This window comes from Halanaerobacter jeridensis (genome assembly GCF_016908315.1).
In the GTDB taxonomy this organism is placed as follows: Bacteria; Bacillota; Halanaerobiia; order Halobacteroidales; family Halobacteroidaceae; genus Halanaerobacter; species Halanaerobacter jeridensis.
In genome coordinates this window covers 287044-305203 of sequence record NZ_JAFBDQ010000002.1, presented here as the reverse complement: position 1 = coordinate 305203, position 18160 = coordinate 287044, and the positions used below count along the sequence as shown (strand labels likewise).

11 protein-coding genes are annotated in these 18160 nt (G+C 32.4%); all 11 read right to left on the bottom strand.

Going from position 1 to position 18160, the window contains the following annotated elements; genetic code table 11:
* Positions 1 to 55: 55 nt before the first annotated feature.
* Entirely contained in the window at positions 56 to 2113 is a 2058-nt protein-coding gene (locus JOC47_RS03045; protein WP_204700502.1) for a PAS domain-containing sensor histidine kinase, read from the bottom strand.
* A 30-nt stretch (positions 2114 to 2143) separates the two neighbouring features.
* Positions 2144 to 5461 carry a PAS domain S-box protein gene (locus JOC47_RS03040; protein ID WP_204700501.1) on the bottom strand — a complete coding sequence of 1106 codons (3318 nt, stop codon included), beginning with the start codon at positions 5459 to 5461 and terminating at the stop codon, positions 2144 to 2146.
* Positions 5462 to 5481: 20 nt separating this feature from the next.
* Complete coding sequence (locus JOC47_RS03035; protein WP_204700500.1) at positions 5482 to 6675, bottom strand: response regulator; 1194 nt, start codon at positions 6673 to 6675, stop codon at positions 5482 to 5484.
* A gap of 89 nt (positions 6676 to 6764) precedes the next feature.
* Entirely contained in the window at positions 6765 to 9608 is a 2844-nt protein-coding gene (locus tag JOC47_RS03030) for a PAS domain S-box protein (protein ID WP_204700499.1), read from the bottom strand.
* 76 nt (positions 9609 to 9684) lie between these two features.
* Positions 9685 to 9981 (bottom strand): Hpt domain-containing protein, encoded by a 297-nt coding sequence (locus JOC47_RS03025; RefSeq protein ID WP_204700498.1) that lies wholly within the window; start codon positions 9979 to 9981, stop codon positions 9685 to 9687.
* 19 nt (positions 9982 to 10000) lie between these two features.
* The gene (locus JOC47_RS15865) at positions 10001 to 12220 is read right to left on the bottom strand and encodes an ATP-binding protein (protein WP_204700497.1); all 2220 of its coding nucleotides are present in this window, start codon (positions 12218 to 12220) and stop codon (positions 10001 to 10003) included.
* Positions 12221 to 12318: 98 nt separating this feature from the next.
* Positions 12319 to 13320: a GGDEF domain-containing response regulator gene (locus tag JOC47_RS03015; protein ID WP_204700496.1), complete on the bottom strand. Its 1002-nt coding sequence runs from the start codon at positions 13318 to 13320 to the stop codon at positions 12319 to 12321.
* 456 nt (positions 13321 to 13776) lie between these two features.
* Positions 13777 to 14766: a diaminopimelate dehydrogenase gene (locus tag JOC47_RS03010; RefSeq protein ID WP_204700495.1), complete on the bottom strand. Its 990-nt coding sequence runs from the start codon at positions 14764 to 14766 to the stop codon at positions 13777 to 13779.
* A gap of 103 nt (positions 14767 to 14869) precedes the next feature.
* Entirely contained in the window at positions 14870 to 15565 is a 696-nt protein-coding gene (locus tag JOC47_RS03005) for an ABC transporter ATP-binding protein (protein WP_204700494.1), read from the bottom strand.
* A complete protein-coding gene (locus JOC47_RS03000) occupies positions 15558 to 16775 on the bottom strand; it encodes an ABC transporter permease (protein ID WP_204700493.1) in 1218 nt (405 codons plus the stop codon). Before JOC47_RS03000 ends, JOC47_RS03005 begins: the two co-directional genes overlap by 8 nt.
* Before the next feature lie 7 nt (positions 16776 to 16782).
* A complete protein-coding gene (locus tag JOC47_RS02995) occupies positions 16783 to 18090 on the bottom strand; it encodes an efflux RND transporter periplasmic adaptor subunit (protein ID WP_204700492.1) in 1308 nt (435 codons plus the stop codon).
* Between the last annotated feature and the right edge of the window lie 70 nt (positions 18091 to 18160).

Below are 18160 nucleotides of genomic sequence, written 5' to 3'. Positions count from 1 at the left end.
GCTGGTCTAGAAACTGTAAGACCTGATTTGTCTTGCCATTTACGGTAGGTTCAGATTAGGCTCGTTTCAATGAATGAAGAAACCTGAACGGGCTTCCCTTCAGGTAGGTCATTGTTAATCCTAATCCGGTTCCTTGATATTCTTTATTAAGCTGATTATTACCTTGCCGAAAAGATTTAAAAATTTCTTTTTCTTCTGCAATGCCAACTCCTGTATCTTCAATGGATAAATAAAGAGTTACTTTCTCTTTACTTTGCTTCTTTATATCTACAACTATTTTAATATAACCTTGCTCAGTAAACTTGACTGCATTACCAACTAAATTCAACAAAATTTGGCGCATTCTTGTTTTATCTAACTTAATTAAAGGCAATTCAGACTTTAAATCTATAATTAATTTTAAATCTTTCTGCTTAATTTCATTAGTAAATATTTGTTCCATTTCTCTAATCAATTGCTCTAAATCAAAATAATCATAATCTATTTCTAAATTACCAGATTCAATTTTAGATAAATCTAATATATCATTAATTAAAGTTAATAAAGTTTCTCCTGAAGTTTTAATTGCAGTTACATACTCTTGTTGCTGATTACTTTCAACTAATTCGTTTAATAAATCACTAAAACCAATTACTGCATTCAAAGGAGTTCTAATTTCATGACTCATATTAGCTAAAAATTCTGATTTAGCTTGATTGGCTACTTCAGCTTCTTCTTTAGCCTCTTTTAATCTTTCTTCTCTTTCCATACGCTCAGTAATATTTCGCTGAATGCCCATATAAGCATAAGTCTCACCTGAACTATTAATTAAAGGAACAGTTTTTAATTGACACCAAAAAGTTGACCCATCTTTCCGTTGATTTAATATTTCATTTTCATATATCTCCCCTTGGGCCAAAGTTGAAAAAATTTCTGTTTGTATTTCATCGCTATTCTCTTCAGCATTAAAAATCTCAGGACTTTTACCATTTAATTCTTCTCTTGACCAGCCAAATAATTCTTCCGTCGCTGAATTGACATATTCTATATTACCAGCAGTATCTGTCTGCATGATACTATCATCAGACTGTTCTACCATTTCTGATAAAGTTTGTAGTCTTTCCGTTTGTTGCTCATAATCTTCTTGTAAATCTTCTAATATATTAACTAATCGCTGTTTATTAAACTTATAAAAACTATAGCCTGCTAAAATTAAAACAACAAAGATTATACTAGTTAAAATTATTAACTTATTGCGCAGACTTTTAATCCCAGCAACTATATCATCCTCCGGCGTAGATATAGCTAATACTAACTGATTAGACCCTAATCTAATTGTCTGCCACGATATATATTTTTTACTTTCTTCCCCAGTCTCTCTTACTATAAAATTATAGCTATCAGTTCCAGAATGAGTATTAATCATTTTTTTATCTACTGCAAGTAATTTTTCATAATCTTGATGTAATTCAAATACACTATCACCAATGATTTCTTCAGCATGATCATAGACAACCCTGCCTTGACCATCTATTAAATAACCAATACCACTTTTATTTAGCTTAATAGGAGCAATATAATTTTGAGTTAAGATACTTAAATCAACAGCAAAAGCAATTATCTTTTTCTGTCCAGAAATCTTTAGCGGATAAAAAACTAACATTAATTGTTTTTCTTTAGAAATTTGTAGTGCAGGTATCTGATAATTACCTTTGATACTATTCCAATTATTCTGGGCCAAATCACTTATTTTCGAATTTAGTTTTTCTAAATTTGCATCACCAAATTTATTATTTAACCTTCTCACTGCTCCATTTTTTTCTACTAATGCCATATATCTTATTTCAGGCAATCCATGAAGCTGCAAAGAATTACTAAGTTCTCCTTTACTAGAAATATTTTTCAAATGTATATTATATGGTTTTTCAATAATCATTTCTAATCTTCGTTTGAAATTACCTGTTACAATTTTTAAATATAACTGCTGTTGAGCAATAAAAGACTGTAGTTGATTATTATAAGCTAATTGATAAAAATAATAAAAAACAGCACTGAATAATAGTAATAATATTACTACTCCTATAATTATTGTTTTATTATATTTTATATAATTTGATTTACTCTTCTCAACCATTATTACACCTCCGAAGTCCACTCATTTCAATCATTCTCCTATCTCTGCAATTATATCTGTGAATTTTTTAAATTTTTCTTTAGCCTCAGTAACATTAAAACTTTCTAGATCATCTTTTAGTTCAACAGCATAATTACTTAAATTCTCAGCATTGTATTCTTGAGCTACTTCATACAAATTATCTGCAAAATCTTCTACTTCATTAATTATAAAGGGCTTCCCTATTTTCTGATACTTTGGCTTAAAACTTTGCTTCAATATTTCTTTCAATCTATCATTATCTTTAACTCCATCACTAAACTCTGCTGTTAATTCCCTTTCTTCTGTTTTTCTTTGTTTATTTATTTTTTGATGTTCTAAATAATTAGCTAATGTAGATATTAATTGTTCTTTATCAATTGGCTTAGATATAAATTCAGCAAATTGCTCAGCAGACACCTTCTGTCTTTCTTTTTCTGTCACCGAAGCAGTCAAAGCAATGATTGGGGTAGATAAATTCAAGCTATCTTCTTTTATTTTTTTAGTCACTTCATAACCATCCATTTTAGGCATCTTAAGATCCATTAAAATCAAAGCAAATTCTTTTTCTTGAGCCAATTTTAAGCCTGCTTGTCCATTTTTAGCTGTAGATACATTTAAAGCAGAATCACTTAGAATAGCTTGCACTAAATCTCGATTAGATTCAATATCATCAACAACCAAAATATTTTGAGCAGAAAAGTTAATATGTTCTTCTCCTATTTCTTCTTCAGTTTTATTATCTTCTCGTCTATATTCAACATCTGCAAATTTTACTGTAAAAGTACTCCCCATTCCTGCTTGACTATCCAAATATAACTTACCGTCCATCATTTCTGTTAAACGTTTAGTAATTGATAAACCTAAACCAGTTCCTCCATACTCTCTTGTACTTTGGCTATCTTGCTGCTTAAAGGCTTTAAAAATATCTTCTTGTTCTGCTTTAGGAATTCCAATTCCGCTATCTTCAACTATAATTTTTAAATTTAATTTATCTGCTTTAAGTTCATAATCTACAGCTAATCTAACATAACCCTGTTTAGTAAATTTAACTGCGTTTCCTACTAAATTTAATAAAATTTGACGCAACCTTGTTTCATCTAACTTAATTGCGATTTCATCATCAAAGGCAATATCTAATTCAAAATCTAATCCTTTTTCTTGACATTTTTGTTTGAATATCTGCTTAATTTCAATTAATAAAGAATATAACTCAAACTTTTGATAATTAATCTCTAATTGTCCTGCTTCTATTTTAGATAAATCTAAAATATCATTGATTAAAGTTAATAAAGTATTTCCTGCTGTTTTTATGGACTCTAAATATTTTAATTGCTTGCTATCTTCAGTCATTTTTTCTAATAACTCACTAAAACCAATTACAGCACTTAAGGGAGTTCTAATCTCATGACTCATATTAGCTAAAAACTCTGATTTAGCTTTATTAGCAGCTTCGGCTTTTTGTTGAGCTTCTTTAAGTTCCGTAATATCTCGTCCTACACCTTGAATTTCTTTTATTTCTCCATTTTCATCTCGGATAGCATAATCCTCCCAAGCTATCCAACGCCAGCCATCAACTGTCATAGCTCGCTGCTCTATATAAACTCGATATGGAGAAGTTTTTAATTCTTCCATAGCTTCTAACGTATCTGCTCTATCATCTTCATGAATTAACGGAGTAAATGAACTACCGACTAATTCTTCCTTAGTCTTGCCAAATGTATCGCAATAAGCTTGATTAACATAAGTAAACTTATTATTATTATCTACCCGCACAATTAAATCTTGCTGCGATTCAACTAATCCGCGATACCTTTCTTCACTTTCTTGTAATTCTTTTTCAACCTTTTTTCTGGCTGTAATATCTTCATGGGTTCCAATAAACCTTAAAGGTTCTCCTTTCTCTGTCCATTCTACCACTTTTCCTCGATCTTTAATCCAAATATAATTTCCACTTTTATTTTTCATCCGATGCTCATCCTGATAATACTCTGTTTCCCCAGCTAAATGTCTCTTTATTTTTCCCATCGCCTCTTCAAGGTCATCAGGATGAACTCTAGCTTTCCATTCAGAAAGCTTGTTTGTAATCTCTTCTTCTTCATAACCCAACATTTCCTTCCAAATTGGAGAAAAATAGACCTTTTCTTGCTTAAGGTCCCAATCCCAAATACCATATTGACTACTTTCCAAAGCAAATTTCCATCTTCTTTCATTATCACGAATCTTTTGTTCAGCCTGCACACGTTCTGTAACATCAATAATAATTCCATGATAATGGCTAATCTCTCCTAAATCATCTCTAACAACAATTGTCCAATCATCAATCCACCTAACTTCACCATCAGCAGTGACAATTCGATAATGCTGCTTAAATCTATCTTTCCCATGTTCTGAATTAGTGTTAACTTCCTCTTTTACTCTTGCTAAATCCTCTTTATAAATAATATCACTAAATACTAATTCTTTCTCTTTAAATTGTTGTGGTGTATAACCAAATTGCTCCACATTTTTAGATACAAATTCTACTCCCCACTCTAGGTCATTCTTCCACTTAAATATAACTGCTGGACTGCTTTCAATAATTTCATTAACTTGAATTAATTCTTTTTCTGTTTCTTTTCTAGCAGTTATATCATTAATATATTCTATCACTCCCTCTATTTCTCCCTGCTCATTTTCTAAAGGATAAGAAAACAGTTCAAGCCATTTCCCATCCTTAGTTTTTAACTCCCCTCTATGTTTTTCTCCAGTTTTCAACGTAGCAATGACTGGACACTCCTTACAGGGACTATCGCGGTGATGAAAAATTTGATAGCATTTTTTTCCTTTGATTTCATCATAGCTATCATACAAATCATCAATCCAAGGATTTGTACGCACAATATCAAGATTAGTATCTAAAACTACAAGCCCCGCTTGAATACTATTAAATATATTTTCTAAAAAAATCTTATTTTCTCTCAAATCACTTTTGATTTTATGTTTATCTAAAACAATATTTATATTATTTTTTAATTCTATTTTAGTAAATGGTTTGGCCAAAAAAACCGCAGCACCTGGCAAATCTAAATAATCTTCATTTCCTTCAGTTAAATATATAATTGGAATATCAAATTGGGTATTTATTTTTTTAGCTGCAGTTATTCCGCTCATCTCGCCTTCTAAAATAATATCCATAATAATCAAATCTACTTGATTATACTGAACAAATTTTAATGCTTCTTCTCCAGCAGAAACCATTTCAACTTCCTTAAATCCTAGTTGAAATAAGTCAGTTTTCAGCTTCTGCTGAGCTACTTTCGAGTCTTCTACGACTAATATTTTTTTCATTGCAGGCAACCCTCCTTCTCTTACACTTCTAATTTGTGTTCTAAACCTAAAATTGTAATATCATCTTGGGCAGAACCTGTTCCTTTAAAAATATGAAAATCTTCCTTCAGCTCTTCTAATAAAGAAGTAATAGACAATAGTTTATTTTGCTCACTAATTTCCTTTACTCTTCCAAAACCATACCTCTCAGAATTATTATTTTCTTCTACTAGACCATCAGTCATAATTATAAATTTATCACCAGTCTTTAATTCTATTTTAACATAATCAAATTTATACTTATCTAAATCAATAGCAGTCGAAATAGGCAACCCCCTAGCATCTATTTCTTCAACTCCTTGTTCATTGACTACTAAAGGATTAAATTGAAAACCAGAATTTAAATAATATAAATCCATATTACTTTTATCTAAAACAATTAAAGCAATACAGATAAAATAATCATCAGAAAAACTTTCCTTAGCATATTTATGATAAATAAATTTTAATAATTTTTTTAAATCTAACTCTTGTTGCTCTAAAAAACTATTTATTGTCTCCCTAATAAAAATATTTAATAGTGCACCATCTAATCCATGACCAGTAATATCAACCACATAAGCAATTATTTTATCTCCTATTTCAATAAAATTATAAAAATCTCCACCAAGTTTTTTCGAGGCTTGATAATAAACACAAGTATCTAATTGCTCAGTAGAGGGTAACTGACTAGGCAAGAATTTTTGATGTAATTTCTTACCTTTAGTCCATTCTTCATTCAACTCTCTTTGTAACTTTTCTAACTCCTTATTCCTTTCTTCAAGCTGCCGCGCATAGGCTGCCACTTTTTCTTTCTTTTCTTGTAAAGCCAAGTGGGTTTCAACTCTAGCTAAAACTTCCTGCTTTTGAAAAGGTTTAGTAATAAAATCTACCCCTCCAGCTTCAAAACCAGCTAATTTATCTTCTAGCTCATTCAGAGCACTAATAAATAGTACAGGAATATCTTTAAAATCATCATTGTTTTTTAGTTTCCGACAAGCTTGGTACCCATTTAATCTAGGCATCATTACATCTAATAAAATCAAAGCCGGCTTTCTTTTAGTAACAAAATCTAAGGCTTCTTCTCCATTAGTAACTGCAGCTATATTATATCCTTTATTTTTAAGCATACTACCTAATACTTGCAAATTTTCAGTAGTATCGTCTGCAATTAAAATCAAAGGCTTCTCACTCATTAATATACACCTCTTAACCTAATATTTATTCTCTTCCTCATCATGAAAGTTAATATTTTAACTCTCTATATGATTTTTGAATTCAAAATTTATTTATCTAAAAGAGATTTACTATATTCTAAATAATTAGCTAATCCGGAAATCAACTTATCTTTATCAATTGGCTTAGACATAAATTTATCAAATTCACTATTATCAACTTGCTTTTGCTCTTCTTCAGTTACTGCAGCAGTTAAAGCAAGTACTGGAGTAACTTCATTTTTACTATCTTTTTTTATCTTTTCTATTGCTTCATAGCCATCCATTTCAGGCATTTTTAAATCCATTAATATTAAATCAAATTCCTCTCTTCTTGCTAAATCAACAGCTTCTTTACCATTAGTGGCTAAATATATTTCTAAGGGATATTTTCTTAATATAAGCTCCAAAAGTTTTCGGTTTGATTCTACATCATCTACCACCAACACATTAGCCGGTTTAAAATCAATCTGGTCTAAATCTTTTAATTCAATTTCATCTTTAAATTCTTTATCTTTACTAAAAGCAATATCAGTAAATTCAACTATAAAGGTACTGCCTAATCCCACTTCACTCTCTAAAGTCAACTCTCCATCCATCATTTCTGTCAACCGCTTAGTAATAGATAATCCTAGCCCAGTACCACCATATTCTCTAGTGCTTTGTCCATCCTGCTGCTTAAATGCTTTAAAAATATCTTTTTGGGCTGCTTGGGGTATCCCAATTCCAGTATCTTTAACAATAAACTGCACAGTCAACTTTCCTTCCGTTTGCTCTTTATAAGTAACTGCTAGCTTAACCTGACCTTGCTTAGTAAATTTAATTGCATTCCCCACTAAATTTAATAAAATTTGACGTAATCTAGTTTCATCTAAATTAATTAAAATTGAACTAGAAGGCATATCAAATTTAAACTCCAAACCTTTATTTTGAGCTTTCTGACTAAATAGCTGCTTTATTTCGGTTAATAAATTACCTAACTCAAACTCTTCATAATTAATATCTAGTTGCCCGGCTTCAATTTTAGATAAATCTAAAATATCATTGATTAAATTCAATAGCGAATTCCCTGCTGTCTTAATTGACTCCAAATAATCTAACTGCTCTGGCTTCTCAGTCATCCCTTCTAATAATTTACTAAAACCAATAACAGCATTGAGGGGAGTTCTAATTTCATGGCTCATATTAGCTAAAAATTCTGATTTAGCTCGATTAGCAGTTTCTGCTTCCCGCTGGGCTTCTTTCAGATCAGTAATATCTCGACCTACTGCCTGCACCTCTACAGTTGTTCCTTCTTCCCTAATCCCATATCCCTCCCAGGAAATCCAACGCCAGCCATCAACAGTTTTAACACGATGTTCAATCTGCTCACGATATGGATGAGTCTCCAACTTCTTTAGCTTTTCCAGAGTTTCTCTTTGGTCATTTTCATGGATTAATTCTTCGATTATATTAGTAAAAGATCTTTCAATTAATTCTTCTCTAGCCCAACCAAATGTATCACAATAAGCATCATTAACATAAGTAACTTCGTTATTATTATTTACCCGAATTATTAAATCCTGCTGAGATTCAACTAAACCCCGATACCTTTTTTCACTCTTACGTAATTTTTCTTTTGTCTTCTTTTGTTCTGTAATATTTTCCAAAAAGCCTATTAGATTATTATTAGATAACTTAACAGCAGTAATTTTTATATCAATTATAGTTCCATTTTTTCTAACTAGCTTAACCTCTTTACTAATAGTACCCTCTTTAATAAGCTGTTTATGAAAATCCATAAAAGCTTCTTTTGCTCCTTCCGGAGCTAAGTCCTGGAGATTCATCCCCAGCAATTCTGTTTTACTATAGCCTAACTGAGTAGCAATTTTATTATTAGCTTCTTTATAGTTTCCCTGCTCATCAGCTACTAAAATACCATAAGGAGCTTCTTCTATATAAGTCTGAAATTTTTCCTGCATTTCAATAATCTCAGTGACATCCCTAAAAGCTACATAAATCAAATCTTGTCCACCTAAATTAATTAATTTAGCAGTAACAATGACATCCTTTAAAATTTCATCCTTTGTCTGATGGATAGTTTTAAATCTATCCGCCCCTTCACTAAAAATCTTTTCCAAATGATTTTTAGTCTCAGCTGCAGTCTCTTTATACTCATAGTCAACAATCTTTAAATCAGCAAATTCTTCTCTAGTATAACCTAAATTTTGGTGAATTCGCTCGTTAAACTCAACAGCAGTCTGAGTTTCAAGGTCAATCAAAGCAATACCATAAGGTGCTTGTTCAAATAAAGATTTATACTTCTGGGTTGTTTCTTTCAACTGCTGTTCAATTTCTTTGCGCTCAGTAATCTTATTAACATATTCAATAACTCCTTTAACCTTTCCTGTTTCATCTTTTAAAGGATAAGCAGATAGTTCAAACCAATTTCCGCTCTTATCAGTTATTTCTTCCGTCTGAACTCCACCAGTTTCTAAAGTAGTTAAAATAGGGCAGGTATTACAAGGAGTAGTTCGGTCTTGATAAGCTCGATAACACTTCCGACCTACTAAAGTATCAAATTCACTATATAACTGTTTCATCCACTGATTAGTCTTAATAATATTCAGTTCAGAATCTAAAACACTAATTCCCGCTTGAATACTATTAAAGACATCTTCTAAGAACTGTTTATTTTCTTTTAATTTTTCTTTGATATTATCTTTTTCCCACATCATCTGAATATTATTTTCAAGTTCACCCTTAGTAAATAATTCATTTAACGAAATGGAAGTTAAAGGCATATCAGGATAATCTTCAGCTACTTGATCTCCTGAATCTACTATATCAACTATTTTATAATCTAACTCCTCTAAATCAAATTTGATTTTCTTTTGTACTCCCGCTGAATCTTCAACAATTAAAATCTTATCCATCTTAACCTTCCTTCCTAGCTGTTAATAAAGCGTTATTTTTTTCTTTCCAATACTAAAATACATTTTTTCTTAACTCTTAATCATAAATTATCTCTGCATTTTCTAGGTGCTCTTCTAAACGCTTTACTAGATCTTTAATCTCATCTTGGTCTTCATTTTTGGCTGCTTTTTCAATTTTAGCTCCTAATTCTGTAACAAAATTAAAACCATATCCTCCGCCAGTTCCTTTAATAGCATGCCCTAATTCTGCAAGTTCAGAAAAATTATTTTCTTTTAGTAAAGTTCGTGCTTTAACAATTTCTTCTTTTCTATTTTCTAAAAATTTTGGGATTAAAGCTTTTAAATCTGAGTCAACATAGACTTTATCTGCCATTTTACCCCTCCTAATTTATTTATACATTACTATTTGATAATTTCTCCAGGAAGCGGAATAATTCCTCTTTCCTAATCGGCTTTGATAAATGATGATTAAAACCAGAAGCAAGAGTCTTTTCTACATCAGTAGCTAGAGAATGGGCTGTCAAAGCAGCTATTTGGGTCTGCTCTTGCCCCTGTTTTTCTTCCCAAGCCCGTATCTCCTCTGTTGCTTCATAACCATCCATCTTCGGCATCTGAATATCCATCAATACTAAATCATATTCATTTGCTTTAAATTCCTCTACTGCCTGCTCACCATTTTGAACCAGCTTAAGCTGATATTTATCATTTTTTAAATAAGTACTAATTAACAAGCGATTTTCTTCAACATCTTCAGCCACAAGAATCTTCAATTCCTGCTCTACTTCCTGCTCTGCTGATGAAGATTCCACTACCTCTTTAGACATTTCTCCTTGTGGTAAAGAAAATGAAATAGTAAAAAAGAATGTACTACCTTTCTCAGGTGTACTTTCTAAGCAAATTTCACCGCCCATTAATTCAACTAGTTGTTTAGAAATAGTTAATCCTAGACCTGTACCTCCATATTTACGAGTGCTAGAAGCATCCTCTTGGGTAAAACTTTCAAAAACAGCCTCTTGCTTTTCTGGTGCAATCCCAATACCCGTATCTTCAACCTCAAATAATATCTGGATTTCATTCTCTTCTACCAGAACAGGTTCAACTTGCACTAATACTTGACCAGACTCAGTAAATTTAATGGCATTCCCGATTAAGTTAATCAAAATTTGCTTTAATCTAGTTTGATCACCGACTACATACTCTGGAACTTCTGGATTAACTCGACAAGGTAGTTCTATTCCTTTTTTATAAGCCTTAACAGCCATCATCTCCACTACATCTTCAACTGTTGCAGTTAAATTAAAGGTGGCTTGTTCTAATTCAATACTACCGGCTTCTATCTTTGAAACATCAAGCACATCATCAATTAAAAGAAGCAAATTTTCACTAGAGTTTTGTAATATATCAAGATACTGCTGTTGCTCAGAATTTAAATTTGTTTCTTCCAATAATTCTGTCATTCCAATAATCGAATTCATTGGTGTTCTAATTTCATGACTCATCGTAGCTAAAAATTCAGATTTGGCCTGATTAGCTGTTTCTGCTTCCTCTTTTGCCTGCTCTAATTTAACTTCTCGATTATCTATGGCTTGGCCCATCATTTTAAAATCATTCGTCAGTTCATTTAACTCCTTTATTGTACAATTTTCTAATTTGATTCCATAATTACCTCTCATTATTGAAGCTGACTTTTCTTTTAATCTATTAATGGGGTCTATGATTTGTTGGGCAAAACGAACAGCTAAAAAAGTAACTCCACCAAATAAAATTAACAAAAACATAGCTAAAATTAAGACATCTCTTTTAATTGATTTTAAAATTCTGGCCTCATCCTGACTAATAATCAATACCCAATCAGTTAAGTCAATCTGAGATACACTATAATAAACTCCCGGTTCAACCTCAAAGGTTCCTTCTTGACCAGCCATAGCATTACGAACTGCTTTATTATTAGAAATATTTACTTGCCTAGCTACTCGAGCAGAATTGCTGTGAGCAATGAAAGTACCAGTACTATCAAGAAGACCAACATAATTATATAAATCTGTTTCAAGTAATTGTTCAATCCGACGACTTAAATGCTTCAGTTTAAAGTCACCATAAATATACATATTCCCAAGATCAAGAGTCATATTTATCATTGGCTTCTGATTTGAAGAAGATACATATCCATCTGAAACAACTACTTGACCTGGATTTAGGTCGGCCTGCTTTAAATAAGAGGAAAAATCAAGCCCAATAAACTCGTCTCGTTGCGGCACAGTTCCCCGAATCTGATATTGATAATCAAGCACATACAAATTATCAAATAAATCATAAGTTTGGTCCACAGTTTTCATATACCCTTTCACCTGGCTTAACTTTAGTTCATAATCAAAATCTGTTTTTTCTAACCGCTGGTGAAAATATTTAATCTGCTTTAATTTATTTATATGATCATTTGTATATTCTTCAACAGCTAAAGCAGTTGATTTAGCTGTCAAATAAGTATTTTCATTCGCCTGCTCTATAATACTACTACGCATAAAAAAAAGAGATAGACTTAAAATCACTATTAAGGGTACTAAAATCACTAAAATATAATTAGTGATCATCAGTCTTTTTATACTTTTCACCAAATCCCTCCTCTAAATTAATCTTCTACTACTTCAAACTGCCCATCAACTACTTGATACATCAAATAATCACTCCTTGGGCATTAACACTACTACGTTTAACCTTCTTCTTCTCCTGTAACTAATTTTTTCTTGATTTTCACTTGATTACGCCCGTTTTCTTTAGCTCGATAAAGCTCTTTATCAGCAGCTTGCACTAATTTATCTATCCCTGATTTACTTTCTGGACAAGCTACTGCAGCTCCAAGGCTAACAGTTACATAATCAGAAACCTCTGAATTCTCATGCTTTATTTTCAAACCTTGAATTTCTCGTCTGATTCTTTCAGCTACTTCTGTCAGCCCTTTATAATCCGTCTCAGGCAGGATAGCAGCAAACTCTTCTCCTCCATAACGAGCAACAAAATCACCCGAGCGGAATAAAGATTTTTCCAACTTAGATGCCAAGTCTTGTAGACATTTATCACCTGCTTGATGTCCATAAGTATCATTGTATTCTTTAAAATAATCAATATCGAGCATTATTAAGCCCAAAACTTCATCTTTTCGTACAGACCGTCCCCACTCTTCCTGCAGTTTTTGATCGAAAAGACGACGGTTAGCTAATTTAGTTAATCCATCTAAAGAAGCCAATCTCTCTAATTCCTTATTAGCAGTTTTTAAACTTTTAGTTGCATCTTCTAATTCAGCTTCGCGTTGACTACGTTTTTGCCTCTCTTGCCTCAGTTCTAAAGCCGATTTTACACGAGCTTTAAGTTCAATCTGAGAAAAAGGTTTTACTATATAATCCATTGCTCCCGCTGAAAAAGCTTGCTCTAAAACAGTTTCATCCTCTTCCCCAGTAACCATAATTATCGGCACTCCTTCAACTATTTTTTTGCTCTTCAACTGCCGACAAACCTCAATACCATTTATATCTGGTAACATTATATCCAATAAGATTAAATCTATTTTTTCTCCTGAATTCTGCTTTTGCTCAATAATATTTAAAGCTTCTTGTCCATTAACAGCAAACTCTAAATCTTCATATCCAGACTTACGAATAATATGCCCCAATAACCGACGGATGTCACTGGCATCATCCACAATTAAAATCTTCATTCTTCACCCTCTCTCTTTATATTTTATAATATTATTATCTGCTAACCGACATTTATTCTTATAAAATGATAAATTTTTATAATTCTATAAGTTGATTCTATCATATAAAAAGAAATAACAAAATAGTAATCACTATTATTTATCCTTTTTATTCTAAGAAAATATGATTTATTATAATAAAATTAAAAGCCACTTAATCTTGGTCATCAATAATACTAACAAGGCAAGGAAGTTGATTTTTCAGACATTATCTATAATTTAACTAAATATAATACTTATATATTCTATTAAAACATTTTCTACAATTTAGTTATTTTAGAAAGGAGGCAAACGTCAGTGGTGAATGATAGAGTAGAGGATATCAATAATGTTACGACAGAAAAATAATAAATCAAAAAAATAAAAGCCCCTAAGTTTTCCAATGCTATGGAATCTTAGGGGCTTTCTATATTTATTTTATAATAATTCTTTTCTTAATTCAGCTGAAGACTTCGGACTTAAATAAGATAACGGAATATCAAATACTGTTTTAGCTCCCGTTACTCCTTCTTCACTTAATTTATGAATTGCTCGAGCATAAGCAACTAATACACTAGCAGTAAACTCTGGATTGCTGTCTAACTTTAAAGAGAATTCAATGATTTGATTATTCTCTTTATCTTCTCCTGTTTTGCTGCTGCGCATCACAAATCCACCGTGCGGCATAGCAGAATGATTTTCATCTAACTCTGTTTGACTTACAAAATGAATTGTAGTTTCATAATCTTCAAAATAATTAGGCATTGTTACAATTTCTTCTTTAATCTCTTCTTTGTCCGCACCTTCTTCAGCAACTATATAACATTCTCTAATATGCTTATCTTTTGTTGCTAAATCAGGATTTTCTCCGGCTCTAACTTGTTCAATCGCATCTTCTTTAGGGATCGTATACTGCACTGCATCTTTAACTCCATCTACTCTTCTTACTGCATCAGAATGACCTTGGCTAACACCTTCGCCCCAGAAAGTATAACCGTTTCCTGCTGGTAGAATAGCTTCTTCAACCATCCGGTTCATAGAGAATAAACCTGGATCCCAACCGATACTAATTGCACTAGTAGTTCCATTTTCTTGGGCAACTTTATCTATTTCACTATAATAATCAGGAATTTCTTCATGATTATCATAACTATCTACAGTATTGAACATTGCTGCAAACTTTGGCCCCTGCACAGGTAGATCAGTCGCTGAACCACCACATAATAACATTACATCAATCTGATCAGTATATTCTTCAGCATCATCTGTATTTACAACTTTAACGCCCTCTTCATTAACATCTACTGTATCTACTGGTCGTCTAGTAAAAACTCCCACTAATTCAATATCATCATTCTGCTTAACTGCTGCTTGTACTCCTTTACCTAAATTCCCATAACCCACAATTCCTACTTTAACTTTTTCCATACTATGTACACCATTCCCCTCTATAAATAATAATTATTATCAACTATAATAATACTATATTAGTCTGCTTTTTTCAAATTATACTCTGTTTTAACTATAATCATTATTTTTCAATTACTTTATCACTTTCTATCTGACCATCTACTAATCTAATGATACGGTCAGTCTTAGCTGCAATATCTTGATTATGAGTCACAATAATAAAAGTAGTTCCTAATTGTTGGTTAATATCTCTTAATAAATTATAAATCTTTTCAGTTGTTGCAGTATCTAAATTTCCCGTTGGCTCATCAGCCAATAATATAGGTGACTTATTCATTAATGCTCGGGCCAAAGCCACCCGCTGTTTTTGACCTCCTGATAACTTGGTGATTAGCTTATCCGTAACATCACTTAAGCCCACCAGTTCTAATAACTTTTGTGCCCGTTCTTTTTTATCAACTGTAGGAGCCCCATATTCTATCCAATCAGGAATCATCACATTCTCTTTAGCTGTAAACTCGGGTAATAAATGATGGAATTGAAAGACAAAACCTAAATTTTGATTACGAAATTTAGCTAATTCTAGATCATCTAAATCCGAAATCAATTGATTATTAATCCAAATTTCTCCCTCCGTAGCTTGGTCTAAAGCACCTAGCAAATTTAAAAATGTACTTTTCCCTGAACCAGACGGTCCTACAATTGCTACAAATTCGCCTTTTTCTATCTCTAATGAGATAGAATGTAATACTTTATTTTTAACTTCTTGACCGTAAACTTTAACTAAATTATTAATTTCAATTAAAGACTTAGCCATTTCTAATCACCTCAACTGGATTCAACTTAGCTGAATTACGGGCCGGAATTAAAGCAGCAATCATACCAGCTAAAGTCGCTACTGCAATAGAAATCAAGATAAAATTCAAATTTATAGTTATCGGAAAAAGAGGACTACCCGTCTCATCTCTAACTACATTGACAAATAATTTACTAAGGCCAATGCCCCCCATACTACCTATTAAAGCACCAGTTAATCCCAAAATTGCTCCCTGAATCAAAAAGATAATCCCTACTCTTCTGCGGTTAGTACCCATTGCTTTCAAAATACCTATTTGGCGTGATTTTTGCACCACTGAAACAGCTAACACACTAGAAATTCCCAAAGTAACAGCAATCATAACAAAAACTTGAATCACTAAACTAGAACTACTTTGACTTTCTAAAGCAGTTAATAGCTGTTGATTATTTTCTTGCCAACTCTCAACCTTTACTCGAGGATTATTACGCCTAATTTGACTAGCAATCTGATTTGATTTAAAAACATCACTAATCTGTAATTCAATATTAGAAATCTTATTCGGCATATCTAAGAAAGTAGCAGCCCGGTTAAGCCCCATCAACACCCAACTACTGTTTAATTCTTTATTTCCTAAATCAAAAATACCAGCAATAAAGAAACTATCAGTCACCCCATCAGCTGTTCTTAATTTTAAGCTGTCTCCTGGGCTAAGTTCTAATTCCTGGGCCAAGCTAGAACCAATTAAAATATTATTTCCTCCTAGATCAGCAGTCTGGGTATTTAACAAATTTTCTTTAATATTATATATATTATCAGCCTGCTCAAAATTGATTCCTCTCATCACAGTCGATAAACTTTTTTGGCCGCGAAAAGCAAAACCTGAACCCACTATAGTAGGTGATACAGCGGTCACATCATCAATCTCTTCCACATCAGAGCTTAGTTTCCTCCACCGGCTAAGCCCTGTCTGTTTGCCGCTAAAAGTAATCGTGCGAGAATAACTACTTTCTTCTTCTGTTAACATTCTTGGAGCATTAGCTTCAGGCAAGATAAATACATGAGGCGCAGTACCCACAGTTTGATTAATCAGATCTTGCTGTAAGCCTTGGATTAAAAATCCCAAAAACACTTGAACAGTAACTCCTACTATAATACCTAATAATATTAATAATGTTTGTGTCTTACCTGACATTAAAAAACGCCACGCCATCTTAAATTCAAACCACATTTTCCAATCACCTCTTAAGTTCTATCTGCTGATCATTTTCTATATTTGTAGGAGTTACTACTACCTCATCAGCAGCTAAGCCTTCTATTTGCCATTGCCCAGTCTGGCGGCTTTTTACTTTTATTTCTTTCTTGTGGGCTACTCCATCATCTTCTACATAAACATAATTTTTTTCGTTGTCACTAACAATATACTCGGGAGGAATAAATAATCCCATTTTAGAATTATCCTCTTTTATTTCTACAGAGACTGACATATTAGGAACTATTTTATCGTCTTTATTAATAAACTCTAGATAAATATCAATCGTACCTTGTTCTTCATTAACCTGAGGAGCTTTACGCACAACTCGCACTTTATATTTGCGCTCTGGATAAGCCTCAGGAGAAACATAACCTTCATTACCCAGCTCTAGCAAAGCTAACTCTTCTTCATCAGGACTAATCCGTACCAATAATTTTTTAGACCCTAATGTCAATACTTTTTGACCCGGCTGTACGTATTCACCAGCCTCAATATTTCTATTTAAAATAAAAGCAGCTAGGGGCGCATCAATGGTATAACGCTGCAGCTTGATTTTTGCTTGCTGATAAGCACCTTGAGCCGTAGATAAAGCTGCCTTACTGGATTGATATTTTTTTTGGGCTCTTTGATATCTACTGTTAGCTCTTTTAACTTCTAGTCTAGCTTCTTCTATCCTGTCATCTTTTTCTCTTTGAGCTTGCTTAAGCTTTGCTTGAGCTAAATTTAATTTAGACTGCAAAACTTCTAATCTGTTTTTCTGTTGTTCAAACTCAACTTTACTGAGTGCTTCTTGCTTGTATAATTCTTCTGCTCGCTCAAAATCTTTTTTACTATGCTTCACTTCTAATTTAGCCTGCTCAACTTCTTCTTTTAAAGGGGCCACAGTAGTTTGCGCTGCATTTTCTTTTTTTACTTTAGCTAATTCTAAACTCAGTTGCGCTTCATTAATTGCTAATTTACTTTGGGCTAAATTAGCTTGGGCCTGCTGATAATTAGCTTGAGCTCGTTTTAGATCTAATTTAAGCAAATCACTATCATAAGCAAATAAAGTTTGCCCCTGTTTAATAAACTCTCCTTCTGCAACCGCAACTCTTTCAATTGTTTCGGCTCGGGAAGTTCTAATCTCAATCTTTTGTTCAGGAATTACTGTCCCCATAGCCAGTAATGAATTAACTATTTCTCTGCTTTCTACTCTTGTATAATCCACTTTACTAGCAGACTGGCCGAGTAAAAATAAAGCACTAATACCCACTAATAAAATAACACCTAGTATTATTCCTGTTTTTTTCATGGTCTTCCCTCCACAATCTCTGAAGATAATATTCTCAATATCTAACTATTAAAAAAACAAAATAATTTTT